The following is a 24,496-nucleotide window of genomic DNA, read 5'->3' on the forward strand; positions in this document are numbered from 1 at the left end:
ACGCTGTACGAATCGGGGCTCGCCGATCGGGGAATCTACTTTTGTCCAGTTTTAGGGGGTGTCCTTTAAATTAAGGTTAATGGCAGCTTAAGCCGCAAGGTTAACAATGCGTTAATCCGCCACGGTGCCGGCCCCCTGCGCGAGCCCGGCCGCACGGCAAAAAGAAACGGCGGGGCCGAAGCCCCGCCGCGATGCCTTGAGTGGCGATTTTCGTCGCGTATCAGCGCAGAAGCTGCAGCACGCTCTGCTGCGACTGGTTGGCCAGCGACAGCGCCGAGACCGCGATCGACTGGCGGGTCGACAGCGCCTGGCTGTTGGCCGCTTCCTCGTTGGTGTCGGCCAGCGTCAGGTTGGAGGAACCGGTCTGCAGGACGTTGATCAGGTTCTTGTTGAAGTCCTGACGGATCTGCACGACCGAGAGGTTCGAGCCGAGCGTCGACGCTTCCGAACGCAGCGTGCTGCTGGACGCGTTGAGCGTGGTCAGAACCTTGTTGACAGTCGCGTTGTCCACGAAGTCGGTGCCAGATGTCAGCTTCGCAAGGCCGAGGCCGGCCGGATCGAAGGTGACGCCGGTGATGCTCAGCGTCGACTTGCCGGTTTCGTTGAACGTCAGCTTCAGCGTGTCGCCGTTCAGCAGGTTGACGCCGTTGAAAGACGAGTCCTGCGCGGTGGTTTTGATCTGATCGATCACGTTGTTGTACTGAGCGATCAGGCTGGCGCGGGCGTTCTGCGAGTTGGTGTCTTTCACCGCGGCAGCGAAGGCCCCCGCGCCGAACAGCTTGCCGGACCCGATGGCGGTGCCGCCGATGATGCTGCTGGTCAGGTCCTGCGAGGCTTCATCGTTCGTCGTGGTGAGCGTCAGCTGGCCAGTCGAGCTCAGCGTAGCGGTCAGGTTGCTCGAGGCGAGCTTGGTGTTGAGCGCGTCGAGCGTGTTGACCTGGTTGGCACCGGTGCCGATCGTGATGGTCTGGGCAGCGCTGCCGTCGATCGCGCCGATCGTCAGCGTCTGGCCGCTGAAGGTCGACGTCGGCGCCGTGGTGCCGGCGGTGAGGCCGACCTTGGCCAGCGCCGTACCGCCAAGCGTGATGCTGTCGCTGGTGTTGCCAGCCGTGAGCGTCAGCTGATTGCCAGCGATGGCCGCCGCCGCGCTGCCGCCGCCGAGAGCGGTCTTGATCGCAGCGGTCAGGTCGTCGGTGGTCGCCGCGGTGGTCGCGGTGGTGTTCAGACTGATGGTGCCGTCCGCAGCCGTGGTAGAGGCGGCAGTACCAGCGCCGGCAGCCGTGATCTTGATCGTCGTGCCGTTCACGATGAGCGTGTCGCCAGAAGCAAAGCTACCGCCAGCCGCGGTCGTCAGGGCCGAGGACGCGGCAAGAGTGCCGGTGGCGGTGCCCGTCAGCGTCGCGGCGGTATCCGGCGTCCCCAGCAGGTTCGTGGCGGTCGCGCCCGCGATCGCGGCCGAGGTGAAGGTCGACTTCGACGAGTAACCCGACGGCTGCTGCAGCGCCTGGTTGGCGATGGACTTCGCGGAGTCGACCAACTTCTGCAGGGAGGTGATGCCGGTGTTGGCAGCCTGCAGGATCTGCACGCCATTGCCGATACCATCGAGCAGGTTGTTGATGTCGCCGGCGCGGTTGTCGAGACCCTGGGCGGTGAAGAAGTTGGTGGGGTTGTCCAGGGCCGAGTTCACCTTCCTGCCGGTCGACAGATGCGATTGGGTGGTGGCGAGGAGGTCGGCGGTGGACTGGAGGGAGAGAAGGTTCTGACGAACCGAGGCGGAGAGAACGATACCGGACATACTGTTACCTTTCTGGTAGCTACGCGTCCTATTTGACCAAGATTGATCAAACGACCCGCGGACGGTTGCGTCCAAGCCGCTAACAATCTGTGAAATGAAATCGCCGGTTTGTCCGCGTCGCGCCCGAATTGGCTTCTCGGCGGCTTTCAGGGGTAAATTAGCTCGCCTGTAAGCCTTTGAATATTATTCGTTTTTTGCCATCCCGGCCGACGTTTACGAGCCGTTAACCACATTCGGCAAGGATCACTCCCAAATCAGAGCCGACTGCCGTCATCGGGTGGGCGCGCGCGACGCTCGTTACAAAAGAGTTGATGGAGAACAGGCATGGCCCTCAAGGTCGAGCTGAGACCGCACGAACGCATCATCGTCGGCAACTGCGTGATAACCAACACCGACCAGCGCGCCCGCCTTCTGATCGACGGCGACAACGTGCCGATCCTGCGCGAGCGCGACATCCTCACGCCGGAAACCGCCGACACGCCCGCCAAGCTCGTCTATCTGGCGGTCCAGCTGATGTACATCTCGCCGGACCCGCAGAGCCAGCACGGCACCTATTTCAACCTGGTGCGCGACATCGTTACCGCCGTGCCGAGCGCATGGCCGATCATCGAGAGCATCAACAACAACATCATGAGCGGCGATCTCTACCGGGCCCTCAAAGACGCCCGCAAGCTGATCGCCTATGAAGACAAGCTGCGTGAGCAGTTCGAGGCCACCCATCCCAAGGGCGAGGCCAAGGATGAGGTCAAGGGCGACGTCAGCTCCGCCGCCTGAGCTTTCCGACATCTGAAATCAAAACGCCCCGGACCAGGTCCGGGGCGTTTTGCTTTAGGGGGTTGATGTCACCGCGCCGCGAGCGGAGGCGCCTCGACGTCGATCACGCCGCCGCTTCGCTTGTCGCCGAACTCCAGCACGGCCGCGACCAGCGCGTCGATATCAGTCTCGCCGGTGCGATGATTGACGATAGCGGCACGGATCGCGAATTTGCCGTCGAGCGTGGTGCTCGATGGCGCCGCGATGCCGGATTCCTGGATGTCGGCAACGATCTCGCGATTGACCGCATCAGTCGTGCGGTAACGGAAGCAGACGATATTGAGGTTGACCGGCGCCAGCAATTCCAGCCGCGGCTCGGCCAGAACGCGTGCCTCCAGATATTTTGCCAGCGCACAGCTTCGCGCGATCACGGCGCCCAGGCGATCGGTGCCGAACGTCTTCAGCGTGAACCAGGTCTTCAGCGCGCGAAAGCCGCGCGACAGGTCGGGACCGAGATCGCAGGGCCAGACCGCGCCCGCCGCAAGCCCCCTCGCCTCACGGCTGAGATAGGCTGCCGGCTGCGCAAAGGCCTGCCGATGTTGCTCGCCGTCACGCACCAGCAGGAAGCCGGCATCGTAGGGCACCTGTCCCCATTTGTGGAAATCGAGCGCAATGGAATCCGCAAGCTCGATACCGCCGAGCAGCGGTGCGAGCTCGGGCGAGAGGATCGCGAGCGCACCGAAAGCGCCGTCGACGTGAAACCAGATTCCTTCCTCGCGGCACAGCGCGGCAATGGCCTTGAGATCGTCGATCGCACCGACATCGACTGTGCCGGCGGAGGCGACGACGAGGAACGGCTTGAACCCGACCTCGCGATCGACCGCGATCTGCGCACGCAGCGCGGCGACGTCGATGCGATGATCGGCGTCGACATCGATCTTGCGCAGCGCATCGGTGCCGAGCCCGGCGATGTCCATGGCCCGCGAGACGCAGCCATGCGCGGCCCGCGACGTGTAGGCGGTGAGCAGCGCGCCGTCATTGCCGATGCCGTATTGCCGCGCCGGCTTGCCGAGCGCAGTCGTGCGCGCCACCAGCACCGCCATCAGATTGGCCATCGACGTGCCCGTGACGAAGATGCCGCTCGCATTCTCCGGGAAGGCGAAGAGACGGCGCATCCAGTCGACGATCTGGCGTTCGACCTCGATCGGCATGTGGTCGCGTCCGCCGAGATTGGCGTTGAGGCCAGCCGCGAGCATCTCCGCGATCATGCCGACCGCGGTGCCGCCGCCATGCACCCAGCCCATGAAGCCGGGATGGACATTGCCGGTCGCATAGGGCGCGACATGCTCGGCGAACTCGCGATAGACATCGCCGAGATCGCTGGCCTCGCGCGGCACGTCGGACTTGATGGCCGCACGGACCTCATCGGGGATCGGCTGCCACACCGGACGCGAACGAACGTTGGCGATGCCGTCGATGGTCTCGTCCAGCATGCGATGGGCGAGCGCGCGGAACGCGTTCCAGTCCTGCGGATCGAGCGAGGTATTCGTGACCGCAGGCTGCGTGTTGCGGATGATCTCGTTCATGCCGCACGCCCCTCGGCGGCCTCAGCGTGCCGCGACAGCATCGCGGTGAACGCGGCAAAGATCTTGCGCATCTGCGGCGGCTTGTAGGGAAACACCGACGGCGGATCCATGTTATGCACGACGGCGGTGTTGTCGGCTTCGAACACCAGCAGCTCGCCGTCCTGGTTCTCGGCACAATCGACGATGAAATAGTCGAGGCCGACGCGCCGGCTCATCTCGTCGAGCGCAGTCTTGTGGCGCGCCGCGAAAGCGTGATCGAAGTCTTGCATGAAGATGGCTTCTTCAGCGCGCTTCTCCTCGCTGAACGCCATGTAGGCGTTGAGATACCAGATATCCCAACGATCGGCGATCGCCATGTGGCAGGCGTAAGGCTTGCCGTCGACCATGGTGAGCCGCATCTTGCGAAACAGCCCGTCGGGGCTCGCATAGTTGACGAAACGCGCGACGAAGAAGTCCTGCTCCTGCCGTTCGACAAGATAAGCCGCGAGCGCGGCAGCATCGTCGATCTTCGCAAGGCCGACGCCGGCATGCGTGCCGCGCGGCCGTACGATCATTGGAAAGTGCAATTCGCCCGTAATCTCTGCGCAAGTGATCTGCCCCTCCGCGAGAGCCGTCAATTGCGCACGCGTCGCGTTGGCTGTCACGGGAATATCGAGACCGGGAATATCAGCCAGCAACCGATAGAGCTTGTCGCGATCGAGATTGCCGATCAGTTCGGGGCGATTGAGCAGCGGCCGCGGCCAACTCGGCGCGGCCGCTTCGATGACAGCGAGCGTCTCGCGGCATTCCTCGGAATCGGAGGCGACCACGATGGCGACGTCATGATCCGGCAAGGTCTCCGGCAGGCCGATGCCCTTGACTACATAAAGCGTCAACAGCTCGATATCGGAGTCTTCGAGCAGGAATTCGATCGGCGTGTTGCCGCCCATGTCGATATCGGCCGCGAGCGCCAGCACGCGCAGGCGCGGCTTCGGAACGGCGCAAGGCGAGCGAAACAATTGGTGGAAGGCGAGCACCTCGGTCTGGATCACGAGGCCGGCTTCCTTCTCGCCGAGAAGCTGGGCAACCAGCGACAGATCCAGGCCCTCGCCCGCCTCCGCCGTCCCTTCCTCGATCCGTGCCAAGAGACGCTCGCGCAACGGATGCAGATCGCCGCCCTGGAAGGCCCGGCGCGTCAATTGCGCAAAACCGATGCGGTCGGAATAGTTCGGCGCGATGGCGCCGTTCGTCACGGAAACAGGATTCAGCATATCAGCCCTCGAGCACAAACTTCCCCGGCGCAGCCGTGGCACGGTCAAGCAGCAGCTCGATCTTCGCCACGACATGGGCGATGCGATCGAGGATGCGCTGCACATTACGTTGCGCCTGTGCGGCATCCGCCGACCAGGCTTCGGTGACGAGCCGGGCGCCGACACACAGCCGCAGCACGGCTTGCGGCGCCTCGTCCTGCCGCTCCAGCCGGACCGGCTGGCCGACGAGACAGCGTTGCGCGGCAATTTGGCGATCCGCCGCGCTGCCGCCGATCTCCTCGTTCATGTCGCGTGCCAGCGCGCGATGAACGGCGGCGGTCTCGGCGATCGAGACCGGCTTGCCGTCGCGGAGCAGCGTGAATGGAAAAATCGTAGCGGCCGCGAATTCCTCTTCGTCCGCGCCACTCGTAGCTGACGTATTCGGAACGGCGCGAAGCGACGGCGACAAGGCGATCATGCTGTCGATGCCGGCGGAAAGCTCGGTCAGCGCCTTGGCGCGAAACGCGCCGGGCACGGCATAATAGTTGCCGATCTCCGCAAGCGCCGCCTCCCAGCGCAGCCATTGACCGAAATTCGGCCGCCGCTCGAAGCGCGAGCGCAACGCCGTCCAGGCCATCGGCCAGTCGCACCGGCCGGCGTAGCCGAAGATGCCCGGCGCGACCCCGCCGATCCGGTCGATCGACCGCGACAGGCCCTTCGGCACCAGCAGCGCACCGCTGAAGGCGGGCCCGCCGAAGAATTTGGAGCCCGTCATCAGCACCATGTAACCGCGATCGAGATAGGAACGCAGCCTGCGGCGGCCGAGCCGCGCCTGGCAGGCATCGACGACCACCTGAACCTTGCGCGGCCAGCGCCGCGCGATCTCATCGAGACAGGCAGCGCTCGGCGCGCACCAGCCGAGCTTTGACGAATCCATGATGTGGAGGAGAACGCACCGGCCTTGCGCGAGGCTGATCTCGACTGCACGCATTACTGCGGCATCCGCATCGGAGCGCATCGCAATGCCGGGCGCCGTATCGAGCAGCGGCACCGCGATACTGTCGCCGGCAAGCCCCGCCACCGCACTGTCCTTGCGCACCGCAAGGCCGCTCGCCGTCATCGTACTGAAATGGTGCCCGCGCGCGGTATGGACCGTGCCGCTGCCGGTCTGGTCCGTGCCGACGACGATCGAGACGGGCGGCGCGCCGAGCACCGCGCCCGCCAGAAACAGGGCGTGAAGCTGGGAATCGGTGCCGGACGGCGAGAACACCACGTCGACGCGCGGCGAGAGCTGGAGATAGCCGCGCAACTCGTCGCGCATGGCCTCGCAGCGCGCATCGAAGGCGATCTCGACCTCGTCGAACAGGCATTTGTGCATCAGCTCTTCGCGCGCCAGCGCCGCGCGGTCGTAGGCGCCTTGCGAGATCGTGGACGCGGTCGAAGAGGCGAAATTCCAGATCCCGGGTTCCGGCGAGGCCGCGCAGCCATAGGCGTTGACGCGGTTCTGCGGATCCAGCGCCAGCCGCGGGTCTCCGCCCGAGATCAGCAGCGTATCCAGCGGTGTGAAGAGATCGCGCAGACGGTAGCGCGAGCCTCCGTCGGATGCGCGCTCCAGGATTGGCAGAGGGGATGCGCCGGTGCTCATCCCGAAAGGCTCACGCCGCGTCGGCCGCAGTCGCCGCGGGCGCCGGCGCGAATTGCGAGGCGATGTCGCCGTGGAACACGGACGGGCCGACATGATCGAGCGAGCTCTGGATATCGGCCCAGATCTCGCCGCCGATATCGGTCCAGCGCTTGCAGAAGGCGAAATCCTCGGAGAGATAGGTCCCTGTCGCCGGATCGATCATGCATTCGAACAGCGCGAACCGGTTCGGGCTCGATGCCAGCGTGTCGTGCGAATGCTCGCGGAAGAATTGCAGGTTGGCGTAATCAGGATGCCGGCACATCGCCTCCAGCACGTGGCGGCGGATCATCAGGAAGCCGGTGCCGGCGTAGCGCACGCGGGTGAAGCCGTTGACCACCACGATGCGGTCGGGGTCCGCGATCTCCAGCACGTAGTCGAGCGAGGCCGCGGGCACATCGGCCCGGCCGGCCTCGATCGCCCGCTTCGCCTTGTCCCAGTTGACCCGCTTGATCGGATAGCAGCCGGCGACGACGTCCGCCCCGCACTCGATCAGGCGGAACACCTGCTCGGGCTTGAAGCCGATGTCGGCATCGATGAACAGGAAATGCGTCGCCTCGGGATCGTCCAGGAACATCGCGGCGAGATTGGCCCGCGCCCGCGTGATCAGCGCGTCGCCGTCGCGCAGCAGCACCTTGAGCTCGAGATTGGACATGCCATGCACGGCGCGCTGGAGCGCGAAGATCGAGCTCGCATAAATGCTCGACACCTGCCCGCCGAAGCACGGCGTGGCCACCACCAGCTGCATCTTGTCCGACATCGACGGCTCAGCCCCCGCTTAAAACCTCACCAAGAGGTAAAGAGGCATGGTTAACGGCGCCTTAACGTTTCCTTACAGGAACTTGACGAGCGAGAGCTGCGCGAGGTTCGAGGTAACCTGGTAGGAGGCCTGGAGCGCGTTCTGGAGCGACAGGATCTCGCTGGCGACCTGGTCGGGCGATGCCGATTCCGCCTGGTCGACGATGCTCTGGAGCTGCGCCTTGGCCTGGGTCTGGCGCGTGGTCGCGTCCTTCATCGTGTTCTGGGCCATGGCGATGTCAGTCTGGATGTCCTCGAGGCGCTGCTGGCCGGGCTGCTGCGTCAGCGCCTGCGTCACCCGCAGGCTCAGCGCCGAGACCTGCCCGCCGGAATACTGCCCGGTCGGCGAGGTCGAGAACGTCCCGAACACCGCGATCGCCTGCACCTGGCGGCGGATCGCATCCTCGTTGGCCTGCGCGCCATATTGCACGGTGACGGAATCGTCGACCCGCGCCATCGCGGTGGAGCGCGCCGAGCCCGGCCCGTCATTGCCGGTGTACCATTTCACTGTGGTCGCCGAGCCGTTGACCAGCGTCGTCGCCGAGCTCGCCGGCGAGGAGCCGACGCGCAGCGGCGGCTGGGTCGCGGTCACCGGGGTCGAGCCGAACCCGAGCGCATTCATCGCACCCGTGTTCGACGTCGTGATGTTGAGGCTCGCCGCATCGTCGGTGTTGATGGTGATCGATCCGCCATGCACCGTCGACGGCTTCGACGTCCCCGTGATCGCGTCGATCTTGCTCATCAGCGTCTGGATGCTGTCGCCGACATTGAGCTGGTTGCCGGTCGCGCCCGAGTTGACGAAGGTGAGCGTGGTGCCGTTGACGGAGATGGTGTCGCCGGCCACGAAGCCCGGCGAGATCGAGTTCGACGGGGTCGCGCCCGACAGCGCCGTCGCGCCGGTGACCGGCGCCGGCGGCGCGGCCTGGTTGTTGACCGGCGTGCCGATCGCAGAGCTCGCGGTGTTGAAGAAATTGTCGCCGGCCGTGACGGCGGAGGCCGCCACCAGCGAGGTGTTGGCGAGTTTCGTGATCGCGGTGTTCAGCGCCGTGTTGAGATTAGTCGCGGTGTTGCCCGGAGTGGTCGTATCGATCGCGAAGCTGCCGAGCGGCGTCGGCGTGGCGCTCGACGCGGTCAGGTCGATCTGCTCGGTCGTACCGTCGGGCAGCGTGAACTGGACGCTCAGCTTGTCGCCGTTGCTCGGATTGACGCCGTTGAGATCGACCGAGAACGACACCGGCGAGCCGCTCGGGCCGGTGACGGTCGCACCCGTCAGCGTCGAGGACACCGCCTTGATCTTGAGCCCGAACGGCGAGCCGGCGACGTCTTCCGACACCTTCACCGAGCTCGGCGTCGGCTGCGTCTGCACCAGCCGTCCCATGCCGTTGGCGCCGAGATCGGCCGCCTGGCGCTCCGCCATCACGGTCTTGAAGCCGGCCTGCGTCGTGGTGCCGTTGATGATGTCGCCGGCGTCCGCGACCGACTGCGTGTTGACCGCCGTTCCCGAGAACAGATAGCGGTTGCCCGACTGCGTGTTGAGCACGCCGACCATCGAGCCGAACTGCGCGGCGGCGGTATTCTGCGCGACCGTCTGGCCGTTGACGTTCAGGTCCTGCGCGGTGCTGGCCGAACCGGTCTGCACCGTGTTGCGGATCGTCGTCAGCGACTGCAGCGCGGTATTGGCGAGGTTGATGTTGACGTTCACGTTGGTGATCGTGTCGGTATAGGCGGCGATGTTGGAGAGCTGCGAGCGCGAGGCGATCGCAAAGCCCTCGTTGGCGCCCATGCCGGAATAGTTCTGCGACAGCTTTCCGGTCGAGAGCTGCGTCGACAGGTCGGTGAGTTGCTGATTGATGTTGCGGATCTGCGCGCCGAGGATCGACGAGGAATAGTTGATGCTGCTGATCGACATGTTTCAGAGCCCTGTACTGGTTACACTTGAGCCTGGATCAACGTGTTCATCATGCTCTGCACCACCGACATCACGTGCGCGTTGGCGGCATAGGCATTCTGGAGCTGGATCAGGTTCGACATCTCCGAGTCCAGGTTGACGCCGGAGGTCGAGTTGAACTTGGCCTGCAGCGTCGAGACCACGACGCTCTGGCCCTGCTGGAGCTGGGTCGCCTGGGTCGAGGCATTGGCCTGGACGCTCAGGAACTGCTGCAGATAGTTCGAGACGCTGCCGGTGAAGGGCTGGCTCGACGAGCCGAGGCCGGTCGTCGGCGAGTAGGAGAACACCGAGGTCGTGAGCTGCGAGTAGAGAAAGTCCGAACGCGTGGTGTCGCCCGCGGGCGTCACCGGCGAGGTGTTGTAGACCGACAGCCGGGTCGGATCGCTGGCGAGCTGCGTGTTCACGGCGATGCGCCCGGCAAGGCCGGTCATCTGCGAGCCCGACGCCGTGATCGCGCCGGTATAGAGCGCCTGCCCGCCGTCGGTGAACACCGCAAGTTGCGGGTTGCCCGAGGCCAGCGACGAGATCGTCTTGGTGGTGGACGCCGAATTGACCTTGGCGAGGCCGCTGTTGTCGTCGGTCACCCGCAGCGTCGTGGCGGTCGCCGGTGCCGGTGCGGCGGAGAACGACAGATGCGAGCCCGACAGCGCGGTGTTGAGCGCAGAGGCGATCGCGCTCATCCCGCCGGAGAAGTTGACGCCGACCCGCATCGGATTGGCGTTGGTGGCGTTCTGCAGCGGCAGCGCGGCGGGATCGGTCACGTTGACGAGCGTGATCTGGCGCTGGGTGTTGGTCGCCGTGTCGGTGTAGGTGATGTTGACCGTGTTGCCCGGTTGCGCACCGGCAAGGTCGAGATCGAAGCCGGCCGGCGGACCGGAGACCATGCTGCCGGCCGTGGTCTTGTCCGACAGCGCGCTCGACATCGTGGCGGCGAGCTGGTCGATCTGATTTTGCGCCTGCACCAGCGTCTGGTCGCGCAGCTTCAGGTCGGCCGCGATCTGGCCGGACGAGACCACGTTGTTGGCGACGACGTCGAGCTGCGAGCCGTTCGGCAGCTTGATGTTGAGCGCGCCGACGCCGGACTTGGCCGGGTCGGTGTTGTAGAGCGAGGTCGCCGACAGCGCGCCGGCGGAGGCAAAAGTGAACTGCGAGGCGAGCCCGGCGCCGACCAGCTGGATGCCGGTGGTGGTGTAGATGTTGGCCTGGTTCGAACCGTCGGTGGTGACGCGGACGTCGACATATTTCGACAGCGTGTTGATGGCCTGGTCGCGCTGGTCCATCAGCGTCGCAGCCGAGGGATCGTTGGCCGACAGGCCCTGAAGCTTGGTGTTGATGTCGGCGATCTTCTGCATCGCCGCGTTGGCCTGCTGCGCCGAGCTGCCGAGATCCTGCTCGACGTTGGAGCGTAGCGACTGGATGCCCTTGGTGGTCACGTTGAGCTGCTGCGCCAGTGCCTGCGCCGCGCCGAGGGCAACGGTCTGCGCCGACGACGCGCCGGAGCTGGTCGACAGCGCCTGCAGCGCGGAGGTGAAATTGTTCAGCGCGGTTTCGAGCGTGCCGCTGTTGCCGGGCGTGCCATAGACATTCTGAAGCTGCTTCAGGATGTTGGCCATCTGGTCGGCGTAGCCGCTGCCGCCGGTCTCGGTGCGCAGCTGGTTCAGCACATAGGTGTCGATCTCCCGGCTGACGCCGGTCGTCATCGCCGTCGAGCCGAAGTCGCCGGTGGTGACCTCGATCTGGTTCGGCGTCTGGACGACGTAACCCGGCGTCTGCGAGTTGGCGACGTTGGAGGAGACGATCGAGAGCGCGGCCTGGTTGGCACGCAGACCGCTCATCGCACTGGCAAGGGCTGAACTCAAACCCATGTGGACTTACCCGCCTTTGGTTACGTCACGCGCCGATCAGCGCAACACGTTCAGAAGGTCCTGCACCATCGAGTTCGCCGTCGTGATCACCTTGGTGTTGGCCGAATAGGCCTGCTGGGTCACGATCAGCTTGGTGAACTCGTCGGCGATGTCGGTGTTGGAGCCTTCCAGCGACGAGCCGCTGATGCTGCCCGAAGCGCCGTCGATGGCATTTCCCGACTGCTCGGTCGCAGCGTAAGCGCCGCCGTCGAGGGCCTTCAGGTAGTTGGTGCCGTTGAAGTGCGACAACGAGACCTGGGCGAGGTCGAGGTTCTGGCCGTTGGAGAAGGTGCCGACCACGAGACCACTGTTGTTGACGGCGACGGAGCGGAGCTGACCGGCGGCGTAACCGTTCTGGGTGATGGTGTTGATCGTCACCGCGCCGCTGGTGCTGGCGTATTGGGTCAATCCGCCCGAGGAGATGTTGAAGGCGACCGAGCCGAGCGACTGGCCACTGACGGAGACGTTGTTGATGGTGATGCCCGAGCCGCTCGGCGAGGTCAGCGAGCCGTCGGAGCCGAAGGTGAAGGCCTGTCCGGTGTTGACCCAGCCGACCGTCGTTCCGGTCGCGTTCGGGTCAGTCTGGTAGAACAGGTTCCAGGTATCGGCATGGCCTGAGCCCAGCGAAGCGCTATCGGTCTTGGCCCAGCGCAGCTGCAGATTCACGGGCGTGCCGGCGGCGTTGTAGGCGGTCACCGCACCGCCGCTGATCGATTCCTTGGTGAAGGTCGCGATGTCGTTGCCGATCACGCCGCCGGTGCCGGCGGTGCCGCCACCGTCGCGATTCTTGGTGACGGTCGAGGTGAAGCCGAGCGCGGCGAACGCCGCGCTGTTGGAGCTCGACACCTGCAGGTTGGAGGAGGTGCCGGTGTTCAGCGTGATCACGCCGCTGCTGCTGACCGACGATCCCGACGCCCCGGCAAGAGCATCGATCTTCTGGAGCAGCATCGTAATGTTGTCGGTGATGTTGATCTTGGTGTTATCGGTCGACAACGCGCCCGAGGCCACAAAGGTCAGCGTCTGACCGTTAACGGTGATCGTGTCGCCTGCCGAAAAGCCGGACGAGAGCACCTGAGCACCACCCGCTGTCGCGGTGCCGCTCAGGACCGTGGAGCCCGAGATGGCAGGCGAGGACAGCACATTGCCGCCGCGCGTCACGGTGCTGAGACCGAGCGCGGTGGCCGCCGCACTGCTCGTAACCTGAATGTCAGCGGAGGTGCCGCTCGCGATCTGGATATTGCCGGTAGCGCTCAGAGTCACACTGGTGCTGGGGATGCCGGCCGCGGTCGCGATCGCATTCAGGATATCAGACACCTTATTGGTATTGGCGGCACCCGGAGCCAATCCGATCGTGGTGTTGCCGCCGGCCGTCGTGAGGGTGGTGACGTTGGGATCGAAGGTGATCGTATGCGCGACGCCGCCGACCCCCGTGATGGTCAGGGTCGTACCGGTCGTACCGTTCGCGAGCGCGTTGAGGATGCTCGTGGCGAGATGGGGTGTCGTTGCAGAATCGAGCGCGGTCCCCGTGCCAGCAGCCGCCGATGCGCTGTCCTGCAAGGCAACGGAGCCCGTCCCTGTCGTGGAAGTATAGGCCGAGCGAACATTGCCGGTGGCCGCCGAGCCGGAGACCTTTGCATTGGTGTAGGGCGCGGCCGGCGTGCCGACCGGCAGCGGGTTGGCTGTGAAGTCGGACGGGTTCAGACCGCCCGCTGCCAGCAGCGTGCCGCTCGATGCGGTCGAACTCGCCGCCGTGTTCGGCTGGGACGGCAGGTTCGCGGCGTACTGGATCGAGGTGGTCGCCTGGGCCGGGATGAAGTTGTTCTGGAATTTCAGGACGGACGACACACTGCCGGTCGGATTGCCGGTCTTGGGATCGACCGTAGTGCCCATCAGATAGTAGCCGGCGCCGTTGACCAGGTTGCCGTTGGCATTGAGCTGGAAGTCGCCGCGGCGGGTGTAATAGGTGACGCCGCTGAACACCGGCACGTTGTCGACGACGCCGGTCGCCTTCTGGATCGAGAAGAAGCCGTCGCCGGTGATCGCCATGTTGGTGGCGACGCTGGAGCCCGAGATCGTGCCCTGTGTGGTGATGGTGGCCTTGGCGTTGGCCGTCACGCCGCCCGCGACCTGCTTGCTCGGGACCGAGGCGTCGGGAATGAGGTCGACGAAGCTGGTGCCGATGCCCTTGTAACCGGTGGTGGAGGAGTTCGCGATGTTGCCGGAAATGTTCTGCAACGCGTAGGACTGCGCCTGCAGGCCACCCACCGAGGTATTCATTGCATCGAAGATACCCATAACTTTGTCTCCAAATCCGATCTCGGCGGCGCCAAGACATGGCCGCAGTCGGGGAGACAGTCGCAAAGGCTATGCCAATGCGGGTATTCTCATGAAATCAATGACTTAAATAGGAACGCCCCGGCCGAATGACCGGGGCACAATTGCCGAGCGGGCAACAATTGCCGGGCGTTTCTTTACGTTGCCGATGCGGCCGCCGGGTGGAAAACCAGCCCGAACCCGTCGATGCAGTAGCGCAGTCCGGTCGGCTTCGGACCGTCGTCGAAGACGTGGCCGAGATGGCCGCCGCAGCGCCGGCAATGCACCTCGGTGCGCAGCATGCCGTAGGTGCGGTCCTCGGTCTTGCCGACATTGCCCTCGATCGGCTGGTAGAAGCTCGGCCAACCCGTGCCGCTCTCGAACTTCGTGTCGGACGCGAACAGCGGCAGGTCGCAGCCGGCGCAGGCGAACACGCCCTTGCGGTGCTCCTTGAGCAGCGGGCTGGAGCCCGGCCGCTCGGTGCCGTGATTGCGCAGGATCTCATATTGCTGCGGCGTGAGCTGGGCGCGCCACTCGGCCTCCGTCTTCTGGATCTCGAAATTTTCCGCGGCCTTCTCGCCAGCCTCGGCAGGTGTCCCTCTCAGCCAGCGGAAGGCCGAAAGGCCGAACAGGCCGGCGACAGTCGTCAACAGGATGCGGCGGTCAAACATCTCATTCTCCGTGCGCGGGGAGTCCACGCCCTGAGATACGGGCTCTAACGGCCGACGTTACACTTCCGGGCGGAATTTTTCGCGAGGTTATTGCGGGACGCGGTCGTCCTGCCCGGCCGGTTCCGGGGTCCGATCCGGGCCTTGAGCGACAGAACCGTGGGCGACGGCGTCTTGGGAGACAGGTTCCGGTGCGGGGGTTGGCCGCGGCCGCACGGCGCCGGGCAGCGGACGGCGCGGACCGGTGCCGGCGGCCCGGTTGGCTTCGGCGAGACGGGCCTCGCGTTCCCGGTCCTTGACCCGGGCCCGCTCGCGGTAGCGGGCAAGCGTGCCCGCGGCGGCGGAAGTCGCCCTGCCCCATAGTCCCACCATCTGGCCCGCGACGCGCCCCGTTGCCCCGCCCGCCCAGACCAGCTCGAACGGCGAGAACAGCTTCCAGCGGTCGTCGCCCCACAAAATGCTGCGCGCGATGAGCTGCCCGGCCATGGCCGATGTGTTCATGCCCTGGCGGCCGAACCCGCTCGCTACCCACAGGCCTTTGCGCAACTGGCCGATCTGCGGCATGCCGTGCACGGTCTGCCCGGTGGCGCCGCCGAACATGTCGGCGACCTCGACATCGCCGAGCGCGGGGAAGATCGACCGGATGCGCCGCTTGACGCCGCCGGCAAAACGCTGCGGCCGCGCGGCCCAGGTGGTCTCCGGGCTCTCCCACATCAGACGGTCGCCGTCGACGATGCGGAAATGGTCGACGCCGTCGGAATCCATCACCGATCCCTTGAAGGCGATGATCTCGTGCAGGCGCTCGCCGAGCGGCGCGGTGATACCGGCATAGCGCCAGACCGGCAGCAGCGTCTCCGACAGCCGCCGCAAGGGCGCGCCGAGATGGATGTTGCCGGCGAGCACGATGTGGGTCGCACGCAGCCGCGCCGACGGCGTGACGATACGCTTGCGGATGCCGGAATGATCGATGCTGACGACCGGCGTGTCCTCGAAGATGCGGGCGCCGGCACGCCGCGCCAGTGCCGCGAGGCCATGCACATATTTGCGGCCGTCGACCTGGAGCGCTTTGGGATAGTAGACGCCGTGGAAGTAATGATCGGTCTTGAGCATCTGGCGGACTCGATCGACCTGCCAGCCCTCGACCTCGGTGTCGAAATCCTCGTTCAGCATCTGCAGCCGGCTGATCAGCCGGTCGCCGGCATCGACGTTGGAGACCTCCAGCACGCCGTCGCTCGGGCCGATCCCCGGCATGTTCTCTTCGGTGGCGTTGGCGCGGACGAACTCGGCGCCCTCCTTCGACAGCGCCCACAATTCGCGCGCGTCCTCGAAACCGATGCGTTCGATCAGGTCGGCGAGCGGCAGTGCAAAGCCCGGCATCACGGTGCCGAGCTGGTTGCCGGAGGCATTCCAGCCGATATGGCGGCCCTCGAGCACCGCAACGCTGGCCCCGAGCCGGGCCGCCTCCAGCGCGATGGAGAGCCCGGCAAGCCCTGCCCCGATCACGCAGATGTCGGCGTCGAGATCGAATGACAACCGTATACGCTCGCGAAAGCCGGCTTCTTCCTGGGGCACGCTTGTGAAAGTCTCGCTCATGTCGTTTTCTTAGAGCATGATCCGGAAAAGTGTGCAGCGGTTTTCCGAACAGATCATGCTCAAAACAACAATTTAGCGCGCTCTGACGCTTTGCCCCGATCTCGTCGCGCTTTAAAGGACCCCTTCGGGCGCCTGTCACCTTGTCCTCAACGCCCGCCTGTAGATTATTCTGGACGTGGAACGATTCGAGAATGCCATGCGCCGTTTGATGCTGCTGCGTCACGCCAAGACCGAGACCGACGCGCCGAGCGGCCGTGACCAGGACCGCCGGCTCGACGACCGCGGCCACAAGGACGCCGCCCAGATGGGCGACTGGATCGCCTCCCATCCCCCCGCCCCCGACGCCGTCTTGGTGTCGCATGCCGTCCGGGCCCGGCAGACCTGGGACATCGCCTGGCAGACGATGAAGGACCGCGTCACGGCGCCCCAGGTCGAGGTGCTGCCCGAACTCTACGGCGCCGACCCCGCGCAGATCCTGGAGTCCATTCGCACGGCAACGATCCCTGCCAACCCGAAGCGGTTGCTGCTGGTGGGGCATAATCCCGGCATGCACGAGATCGCCCTGATGCTGATGGGCAGCGGCGATCCCGCCGGCGCCAAGGCGCTCGCCCACAACCTTCCCACGGCGGGGCTTGCGATCTTCGACTTTGACGTCAAGGATTGGAGGGACGTGGCCTACCGCCGCGGCAAGCTGGTGCTGTTCGTCAGCCCCAAGCTGCTTCGATCGGATTGAGACGCGCGGGCGCCGTCTCGACCGGTTGATCCAGCTTGGCCACACGAGCGTTTTCGAGCGAAGTGGATACCGGTTCGCGTCAAGAAAACGCGTCCAAACAAGAAGCTGGAGCTCCGTGCCGTTTCCATCGGAACGGAAATCGCTCTAGACTTCCTGGCTGGAAGACTGGAGGCGCAGATGTTCAAGTCGATCCTCGTGCCCATCGACCTCGCCGACACCGATCTCGCCAAGCCGGCGATCGCGACCGCGGCAACACTGTCGCAGACCTGGAGCGGGTCGGTACGGCTGCTCAACGTGCTGCCGATGACACCGGTGATGCTGGCCGAGTACGTCCCGGCCGATTTCGACGAACAGCAGCGCCAGACCTCCGAGGAGGCCCTCGCCATCGTCGCGCGCGAATCCGGCATCGAGGCCGGACGCATCTCCAGCGTGGTCCGTCAGGGCGGCATCTATCACGAGATCCTCGAGGAAGCCGTGCACATGAAGGCCGATCTGATCGTGATGACCTCACACCGGCCGGCGATGCGCACCTATTTCCTCGGCTCCAACGCCGGGCACGTCGTGCGCTACGCCAAATGCTCGGTGCTGGTGGTCAGGCACTGAGCGCCGCAATGGACTCCGTTCGTAGTTCGTAGCCCGGGTGAGCGAAGCGATACCCGGGGCCGCTCAGGCCGCAAATCCCGGATGTCGCTTCGCTCATCCGGGCTACCAGACCTTGCGTTGCCCGTCGGGCAAAACACCCAAGCCGCCGGTCAATAAGCCGCGCCAAAAATATTCCACTTTACCGAAATTCGGAATTGGCGGATAGTGCGTCCACTCCGGCCCAAGGAAGAGGGGCGCATCGCGATCGTCACGACACGCGGGCCGGGCGGCGGTGGACGCGGATCACATCCGGCGCGAAAAGTTTCGCAGGGCGGGCAACCGTGAGCGAAGACCTCGCGCCAACGACAGGTGCGGTTCGCGTACGGCAAAATCGTGTGGTCCTGACGCCCGGGGTCTGTGCGTCAAGTCTTGCGGTGATGCGTGCGGCCCAACCGAGCCCGCGCATCAGTCATCGGCAAGGCGACGGGGGCAATAGTGCATCGCTCCCCGGAGCGCACGACATAAGCCGCGAGGATGCGAAGGTATGCCTGGAGCCGTAGGATGGGTAGAGCGCAGCGAAACCCATTATGTTTCAGCGCGGAGAAAGCGTCGATGGGTTTCGCTGCGCTCTACCCATCCTACGAGCTGCAATGAAGATGAGCGCCAAAGGAGCAACGGTGCGAACCACACTCCGTCACTGCTTCGCTGCGCTTGCAATGACGATGCGGAGGCAGGTGTGTACGAAAACTCCGCTCTCGTGCCCCGGACGCAGCGCAGCGTCTCTTCGACGGTGCGCTGCACAGCCGGGGCCCATGCGTCAGCGAGTCATGTGGCTTCCTGGGTCCCGGCTCAGCGCAGCAGCGTAAGAACGCTGCAGCGCGTCCGGGACAAGAGCGAAGTCGCTTACAGATACCGCGTCAGCTCGGCCTTGAACTGGCCGTACACCGCGTCCTCGATCTGGCTGCGGTTGATGCCGATGTCGCGCAGGGCGCGGTCGTCGAGCTCGTTCAGCGTCTTGATGGCGGAGCGGCGCTCCAGGCGGTCGAACAGGGCGTAGGCGGCGTTGACGAGCGTGGCAAAAAATCCGCTCGAGGAGGTGGGGCGTAAACTCCGCCCGGCAGTTTGTGAGATCGTGGTCATTGTTCTTCTCCGGCGTGTGTTCCGCGCGGCGAAGCAGGTGCCGTTGGCGCGGACGCACCCGGCGCCTGCACCTCATTTGCCGTCGGATTGCTCTCGCTTTCCCCGGCTCAATCGCGGAACTTGATGGAACTTAAATGCTCCAGTACACTTCTCGGAGCAAGTAAAACATTGCTCTCGGTGCAATAATGTCCAAGTTCGAGTACGTGAAGCTTGCCGATGCCATTGCCGCAGATATTTCTAACGGCACGTTAAGGCCCGGCGACAGGCTGCCCCCGCAGCGCAATTTTGCATACGACCGTGGCATTGCCGTCTCGACTGCGAGCCGGGTTTATACGGAGTTGCTTCGTCGCGGCCTCGTGGTCGGCGAGGTCGGCCGCGGCACCTTCATCTCCGGCGACATCAGGCGCGAGGTCGAGGCGCTGAGCGAGCCGCGCGATGCGCGCATCGATTTCGAGGTCAATTATCCGTTATTGCCGCAGCAATGGGCAATGATCGCCAAGAGCCTCGCGGGCCTCGAGCGCGTCGACGCCCTCGAATCCGCGCTGCGCGTCTCGACCAGCACCGGCACCAAAAGCGCGCGCAATGCGGCCGCCGCCTATCTCGCGCGCAAGGATTTTGCGCCGCAGGCCGAGCAGATCGTCTTCACCGCCAACGGCAAGCAATCGCTCGCAGCCGCGATCGCGGCTCTGGTGCCCACCGGCGGCCGCTGCGGCGTCGAGGCGCTGACCTATCCCTACGTCAAGAGCATCGCGGCGCGTCTCGGCGTGACGCTGGTGCCGATTCCGATGGACGAATTCGGCGCGCGCCCCGACGCGATCCAGAAGGCGCATCGCGAAGCGCATCTGTCGGCGCTGTATCTCCAGCCCATCATCCAGAATCCGCTCGGCGTCACCATGAACGCGACGCGGCGCGCCGACATCATGCGCGTTGCCGAGAAGCTCGATCTCACCATCATCGAGGACACCGTCTACGGCTTCCTCGCCGACGACACGCCGCTGGCAGCCCTCGGGCCCGACCGCTGCATCGTGCTCGACAGCCTCTCGAAGAAAGTCGCGCCTGGGCTTGCGCTCGGCATCCTCGTCGCGCCTCCTCACCTGCGCGAGAGCGTGATGGGCGCGGTGCGCACCGGCGGCTGGATCGCCTCCGGCCACGCGCTCGCCGCCGGGCAGCGGCTGATGGCCGACGGCACCGTCGCCGAGCTGACGCGGCTGAAACGCATCGACGCATCGCGCCGCCAGCAGACCGCGGCAAGGCTGCTCACCGGCTACCAGCACGCCGCCGATCCGCGCTCCTATCATCTCTGGCTGACGCTGCCGCCGCACTGGCGCTCCCAGACCTTCGTGGCCGCCGCCGCGCGGCGCGGCATCGCACTGACGCCGTCCTCGACCTTTGCCATCGCGCATGGTCACGCCCCGAATGCGGTGCGCCTCGCCCTCGCCCCGCCCACCTTCGAGCAGCTCGATTCCGGCCTGCGCACGCTCGTCTCTCTACTCGGCACCAAGGAAGAGGATTTCGACTCGACGGAGTAGCCCCTCGCCCGTCAATGCTCCGGCCATTCGGCGATAAAGCCTCTCGCCTTGTACGGCTCGATCTTGTCCCATTCGTGCAGGACACGGCGGCGAAATTCGGCATCGGTGTGCCAGAGCGCGCGCGGCGTCGCAAAGCTGTCGACGGTGAGCAGCAGCTTCGTCACTGCGGGCCAGTGGCGATGCAGCGTCATCGGATAACGCCGTGCGGTCCAGGTGTTGCCGAGGCAGATCACGCTGCGGATATTGTGCAGTCCGAGCGCCGCGTCGATGACCGGCAGCGAGAAGATCACGTTCTCGCCGGTGTTCATCGCGCGATGCTCCTCGAGGATTTTGTCCGCGGGAATGCCCGCTTCGGCCATCGCGGCCTTGATGATGGTGCACTCGGATTGCTCCGAGCCCGGCGTGACACCGCCGCTGACAATCGACCAGCGGAACAGCCCCTCGCGCCAAAGCCGCGCGGCGGTGTCGGCGCGCAAGCCGACATCCTCGCGGGTGCCGAACATGAACAGCAGGTCGGCCGGCCGGAGCGGCGTATCGATCAGATGGGTGCGGTTGATCTCGGCGATCTCATCCGCCGTAAGCGGCCGCGTGGCGTGATGCATGGTGGACATGGCCGCACGATGCGGCACAGGCGCCGGTGCGCGAAGTCACGTTTGATTGCGCCCGATTGCAACTAGGGCAACAAAGCCTTCGGCACATGATCGAAGCTGTAGCTCTGCGGCTGATTGCGCCGCACGAAGCCGCCGACCTGCCAGGCGAACAGCGCGGCGAAGCCGAGGATGAACAGCGCGCCGGCGAATTCGCCGCTCACCAGCGCGCGGATCAAAAGGCCGGTCATCGCCACCGTCAGCACCGCCAGGAACGCCAGCACCGCCGCATAGGTTTTGCGGCCGAGGCCCGCCGTCAACTCGGCGCGGCTGCCTGCTTTCGCCATCCGCGCATGCAATGCGACCATGAAATCGCGAAAACCGTTGTCCTGCGGCGCCATCAGGGCGGCGGTCTGCCAGCTCGTCGACAGGATCCTGATACGGCCGCCGCCGCTGTGGCTGACATCGGCGCGAAAGCGGTGCTGCTGCATCGACACCGGGCGGAACGACAGGCGGATCGCGCTGATCTCGTCATAGCGCCACAGGCCCGAGCGGCCGGCGATGTGCCAGGAGAGGCCCTCGTCCGTCAGCTCGAAGCGATGCGCCGAGCCGATCAGCGATGCCCTGTAGGCGTAGCTCGTGCCCGCGGCGGCCTGCACGTCCGAAACCTGCATTGTCCCAATCAATCCCGTCCGCGATCCGCTTGCGCGATCGCCCTCGCCCATCCTACAAGCGAGGCATGGCTGAGACGACCTTTTTTCCGCGCCGCCTGATTCTCGGTGCCGCCGTGATCTCCGGCGTGCTGCTCGCGCTCGCGGTGCACATGCTGGGCGCGCGCTACGGGCTCGATCTCGGCGGGCTGTGGCGCTCCGACACGCATGAGTTCATGCCCGCCGGCGCGGCGATCGCCTGGTGGCTGATCGCGACGGTCGGCTTCTCCGGCGGCTATTTCACCGCGACCCTGATGCAGAGCGCAGTCGACGGCCAGATCCCGCACCGCATGCGGCAGTTCCTGATCGCGGTCGGCGTGCTGCTGCTTGCAGGCGCAGGCCAGGCCGCCTCGGCGCCGAGCGCGGTCCCGACCATCTCCGGCGTGCTGGCGGCCCTCGCCGCGCTATGCCTCGGCGCCGTGATGGCGTTCTGCGGCGCGCATTTCGCGCTGCGCCGCGGCTAGAGCATGATCCGGAAAAGTGTGAAGCGGTTTTCCGAAAAGATCATGCTCAAAAAAAATAGCGCTTCAGGCCGACGCGCGCAGGCGCGGCCGTTCCAGCATCAATGCCACGTCGGAAGCCGGGCGCGGCTTGCTGAACAGATAGCCCTGCGCCTGGGTGCAGCCCTCGCGCCGCAGCAGCTCGAGCTGCGCGTCGTTCTCGACGCCCTCCGCGGTGGTGACGATGCCGAGGCTGCGGCCAAGGCCGGTCACGGCGCGGATGATCGCCATGGAATCCTCGCGCGTCGCCAGCTCCGAGACGAACGAGCGGTCGATCTTGATCTTGTCGAACGGGAAGCTGCGCAGATAGCTCAGCGACGAATAGCCGGTGCCGAAATCGTCGAGCGAGATCCGCACGCCCATGCCGCGCAGCTCGTGCAGGGTGGTCAGCGTCGCCTCGCTGTTCTGGAGCAGCACGGATTCGGTGATCTCCAGCTCGAGACGGCGCGCGTTGAGTCCCGAGGCGGCCAGCGCGCCGGTCACGGATGCGATCAGGTTCGGACTCTTGAACTGCACCGGCGACAGATTGACGGCGACGTCGATGTCGTCAGGCCAGGTGACCGCGTCCGCGCAGGCGCTTTGCAGCACGAACTCGCCGAGCTGAACGATGAGGCCAGTCTCCTCGGCCAGCGGGATGAAGTTGATCGGGGCGATCAGGCCGCGCTGCGGATGGTTCCAGCGCAGCAGCGCCTCGAAGGCGACGACGCGGTCGCTGGCGACATCGCGGATCGGCTGGTAGTAGACCTGGAATTCGTTCCGCTGCAGCGCCGCGCGCAAATCCATTTCGAGCAGCCGCCGCGCCTGCGCGCGCGCATCCATGCCGGTCTCGAAGAAGCGATAGGTGCCGCGGCCGTCCGCCTTGGCGCGGTATAGCGCGAGGTCCGCGTTTTTCAGCAGCTCGTCCGAATTGCTGCCGTCCTGCGGCGACAGCGAGATGCCGATCGAAACGCCGATGACGATCTGATGGTCGTCGATCTCGTAAGGCGCCGAGATCACCTCGACGAGGCGGCCGGCGAGCGATCGCGAAGCGGTTTCCTCCGAACGTCCGATCTGGACCACCGCGAACTCGTCGCCGCCGAGCCGCGCCACGGTGTCGTTCTCGCCGACGGTCGCCTTCAGCCTGCGGCCGACCTCCTTGAGCAGCGCATCGCCGACGGGATGGCCGAGCGAGTCGTTGATGTCCTTGAAGTGATCGAGATCGAGGCAGAGCACGGCGAGCTGGTCGTTCGAGCCGGCCAGGCGCAGTCCCTGCTCGAGCTGTTCGTGGAACAGCACGCGGTTCGGCAGTCCGGTCAGCGCGTCATGGCGCGCCATGTGCGAGATCTTCGCCTGCGCCTCCAGCCATTCGGTGATGTCCTCGAAGGTCGCGACCCAGCCGCCGCCCTGCATCGGCTGGTTGACGACGCGGATGGAGCGGCCGAACCGGTTGACGACGTCGGTCGTGGTGCGGCCCTCGCGCGCGTCGTCGACGAGGCGCGCGAAGAATTCATCGGGATTGCCGCTCCACTGGCCCTTGCTTTCCTCCTCCTTCAGCACGTCGACCAGCAGGCGGCCGGTGAGCGCGATGTCGGTGCGACGGAGCATGGCCGCGTAGCGGTCGTTGAACAGGATGATCTTGCCGTCCGCATCGAACATGCACAGGCCCTGCGACATGTTCTCGAGCGCGCTGTCCAGCACGACTTGCTGACGTCCCAGCTCACCCTTGGCGCGGCGGTCGAGCACGGCGGCCGCGAGCGCGATCGCGATGATCGCCGCTGCGGCGCTGGCGGTCAGAATGGACAAGGACGCTGGCGGGATCGACAGGCCGCTGATGACGATCGCCGGATCCGGCGTCAGCTCCACGGCGCCCATGGCGGTGAAATGATGTGAGACGATGGCGACGGTCAGCAGAACCGTCGCGCCGAGCGCATCCGCCAGGCTGTCGCGTCGCCCCGCGACGAACAGCGCTAGCGATCCAAAGACGATGCCGAGGACGATCGAAGCCGTCACGGTGCCGGTCGCCCAGCCGATGCGTGCGGGGATCTCGAGCGCCATCATGCCGGTGTAATGCATGGCGGCAACGCCGCCGCCCACGACCGCGCCGCCGAGCGCGACCAGGATCGAACGCGCCGCCGACACCGAGATGCTGAGCCCGACGAAGGTGACCGCGATCGCAAAGATCAGCGACAGCACCGTCACCGGGATGTTGTAGGCGCCGCCCGCACCGGGCCCGTAGGCCTGCATCGCGATGAAATGGGTTGCCCAGATGCCGCAGCCGGCGACGACGGCATCAAGCGCGATCCACGAGACGCGGGCCCCGCCGCTCGCCGCACGGGCACGGTGAAACAGGCTGATCGCGGCGGCGCTCGCCAGCAAACACACCGCGCCGCCGAGTGCGACCAGACGCCAGTCGTGCTGGTCCGTGAGACAGTAGAGAACTTGATACATTGCCGGCCCCTATTCCATCT

General features: G+C 65.6%; 19 protein-coding genes. 5 read left to right on the top strand and 14 right to left on the bottom strand.

The window, feature by feature from the left end:
• Nucleotides 1-220: 220 nt before the first annotated feature.
• Nucleotides 221-1,795, bottom strand: a complete 1,575-nt coding sequence (locus VGR99_RS22585) for a flagellin (protein WP_326901470.1) — start codon at nucleotides 1,793-1,795, stop codon at nucleotides 221-223.
• 324 nt (nucleotides 1,796-2,119) lie between these two features.
• Here VGR99_RS22585 and flbT point away from each other — a divergent pair, with 324 nt between their 5' ends.
• Nucleotides 2,120-2,569: a flagellar biosynthesis repressor FlbT gene (gene flbT, locus VGR99_RS22590; protein ID WP_326901473.1), complete on the top strand. Its 450-nt coding sequence runs from the start codon at nucleotides 2,120-2,122 to the stop codon at nucleotides 2,567-2,569.
• A gap of 68 nt (nucleotides 2,570-2,637) precedes the next feature.
• Here flbT and VGR99_RS22595 read toward each other — a convergent pair whose 3' ends face one another.
• The 9 genes from VGR99_RS22595 to VGR99_RS22635 form a co-directional block, all read right to left on the bottom strand.
• Nucleotides 2,638-4,134 (bottom strand): aspartate aminotransferase family protein, encoded by a 1,497-nt coding sequence (locus VGR99_RS22595; RefSeq protein WP_326901474.1) that lies wholly within the window; start codon nucleotides 4,132-4,134, stop codon nucleotides 2,638-2,640.
• Nucleotides 4,131-5,384, bottom strand: a complete 1,254-nt coding sequence (locus VGR99_RS22600; RefSeq protein ID WP_326901476.1) for a hypothetical protein — start codon at nucleotides 5,382-5,384, stop codon at nucleotides 4,131-4,133. The genes VGR99_RS22595 and VGR99_RS22600 overlap by 4 nt, the downstream gene beginning before the upstream one ends.
• 1 nt (nucleotide 5,385) lies before the next feature.
• Complete coding sequence (locus VGR99_RS22605) at nucleotides 5,386-7,008, bottom strand: hypothetical protein (protein ID WP_326901478.1); 1,623 nt, start codon at nucleotides 7,006-7,008, stop codon at nucleotides 5,386-5,388.
• Between the two features lie 10 nt (nucleotides 7,009-7,018).
• Nucleotides 7,019-7,804, bottom strand: coding sequence for a hypothetical protein (locus tag VGR99_RS22610; RefSeq protein WP_326901480.1), 786 nt, complete (start codon nucleotides 7,802-7,804; stop codon nucleotides 7,019-7,021).
• Nucleotides 7,805-7,876: 72 nt separating this feature from the next.
• Nucleotides 7,877-9,751 carry a flagellar protein gene (locus VGR99_RS22615; RefSeq protein ID WP_326901482.1) on the bottom strand — a complete coding sequence of 625 codons (1,875 nt, stop codon included), beginning with the start codon at nucleotides 9,749-9,751 and terminating at the stop codon, nucleotides 7,877-7,879.
• A gap of 20 nt (nucleotides 9,752-9,771) precedes the next feature.
• A complete protein-coding gene (flgK, locus tag VGR99_RS22620; RefSeq protein WP_326901484.1) occupies nucleotides 9,772-11,655 on the bottom strand; it encodes a flagellar hook-associated protein FlgK in 1,884 nt (627 codons plus the stop codon).
• Between the two features lie 36 nt (nucleotides 11,656-11,691).
• A complete protein-coding gene (locus VGR99_RS22625) occupies nucleotides 11,692-13,989 on the bottom strand; it encodes a flagellar hook-basal body complex protein (protein WP_326901485.1) in 2,298 nt (765 codons plus the stop codon).
• Nucleotides 13,990-14,165: 176 nt separating this feature from the next.
• Complete coding sequence (msrB, locus tag VGR99_RS22630; protein ID WP_326901488.1) at nucleotides 14,166-14,678, bottom strand: peptide-methionine (R)-S-oxide reductase MsrB; 513 nt, start codon at nucleotides 14,676-14,678, stop codon at nucleotides 14,166-14,168.
• An 87-nt stretch (nucleotides 14,679-14,765) separates the two neighbouring features.
• Nucleotides 14,766-16,268, bottom strand: coding sequence for an FAD-binding oxidoreductase (locus VGR99_RS22635; protein ID WP_326901489.1), 1,503 nt, complete (start codon nucleotides 16,266-16,268; stop codon nucleotides 14,766-14,768).
• A gap of 196 nt (nucleotides 16,269-16,464) precedes the next feature.
• Here VGR99_RS22635 and VGR99_RS22640 point away from each other — a divergent pair, with 196 nt between their 5' ends.
• Both VGR99_RS22640 and VGR99_RS22645 read left to right on the top strand, forming a co-directional pair.
• A complete protein-coding gene (locus VGR99_RS22640) occupies nucleotides 16,465-17,001 on the top strand; it encodes a SixA phosphatase family protein (RefSeq protein WP_326901492.1) in 537 nt (178 codons plus the stop codon).
• A 177-nt stretch (nucleotides 17,002-17,178) separates the two neighbouring features.
• Entirely contained in the window at nucleotides 17,179-17,604 is a 426-nt protein-coding gene (locus VGR99_RS22645) for a universal stress protein (protein ID WP_270161597.1), read from the top strand.
• An 882-nt stretch (nucleotides 17,605-18,486) separates the two neighbouring features.
• Here the strand turns inward: VGR99_RS22645 and VGR99_RS22650 are convergent.
• Nucleotides 18,487-18,723: a DUF1127 domain-containing protein gene (locus VGR99_RS22650; protein WP_326901499.1), complete on the bottom strand. Its 237-nt coding sequence runs from the start codon at nucleotides 18,721-18,723 to the stop codon at nucleotides 18,487-18,489.
• A gap of 185 nt (nucleotides 18,724-18,908) precedes the next feature.
• Here VGR99_RS22650 and VGR99_RS22655 point away from each other — a divergent pair, with 185 nt between their 5' ends.
• The gene (locus VGR99_RS22655; RefSeq protein ID WP_326901500.1) at nucleotides 18,909-20,252 is read left to right on the top strand and encodes a PLP-dependent aminotransferase family protein; all 1,344 of its coding nucleotides are present in this window, start codon (nucleotides 18,909-18,911) and stop codon (nucleotides 20,250-20,252) included.
• Nucleotides 20,253-20,263: 11 nt separating this feature from the next.
• Here VGR99_RS22655 and VGR99_RS22660 read toward each other — a convergent pair whose 3' ends face one another.
• A complete protein-coding gene (locus VGR99_RS22660; RefSeq protein WP_326901502.1) occupies nucleotides 20,264-20,863 on the bottom strand; it encodes a YdcF family protein in 600 nt (199 codons plus the stop codon).
• 62 nt (nucleotides 20,864-20,925) lie between these two features.
• Complete coding sequence (locus VGR99_RS22665) at nucleotides 20,926-21,513, bottom strand: hypothetical protein (RefSeq protein WP_326901503.1); 588 nt, start codon at nucleotides 21,511-21,513, stop codon at nucleotides 20,926-20,928.
• 65 nt (nucleotides 21,514-21,578) lie between these two features.
• On the opposite strand from VGR99_RS22665, the gene VGR99_RS22670 reads away from it, so the two are divergent.
• Nucleotides 21,579-22,013 carry a hypothetical protein gene (locus VGR99_RS22670; RefSeq protein WP_326901505.1) on the top strand — a complete coding sequence of 145 codons (435 nt, stop codon included), beginning with the start codon at nucleotides 21,579-21,581 and terminating at the stop codon, nucleotides 22,011-22,013.
• Between the two features lie 63 nt (nucleotides 22,014-22,076).
• On the opposite strand, the gene VGR99_RS22675 is transcribed toward VGR99_RS22670, so the two are convergent.
• Nucleotides 22,077-24,476, bottom strand: coding sequence for a bifunctional diguanylate cyclase/phosphodiesterase (locus tag VGR99_RS22675; protein WP_326901507.1), 2,400 nt, complete (start codon nucleotides 24,474-24,476; stop codon nucleotides 22,077-22,079).
• Nucleotides 24,477-24,496 lie beyond the last annotated feature (20 nt).

This window comes from Bradyrhizobium sp., assembly GCF_035935975.1.
In the GTDB taxonomy this organism is placed as follows: Bacteria; Pseudomonadota; Alphaproteobacteria; order Rhizobiales; family Xanthobacteraceae; genus Bradyrhizobium.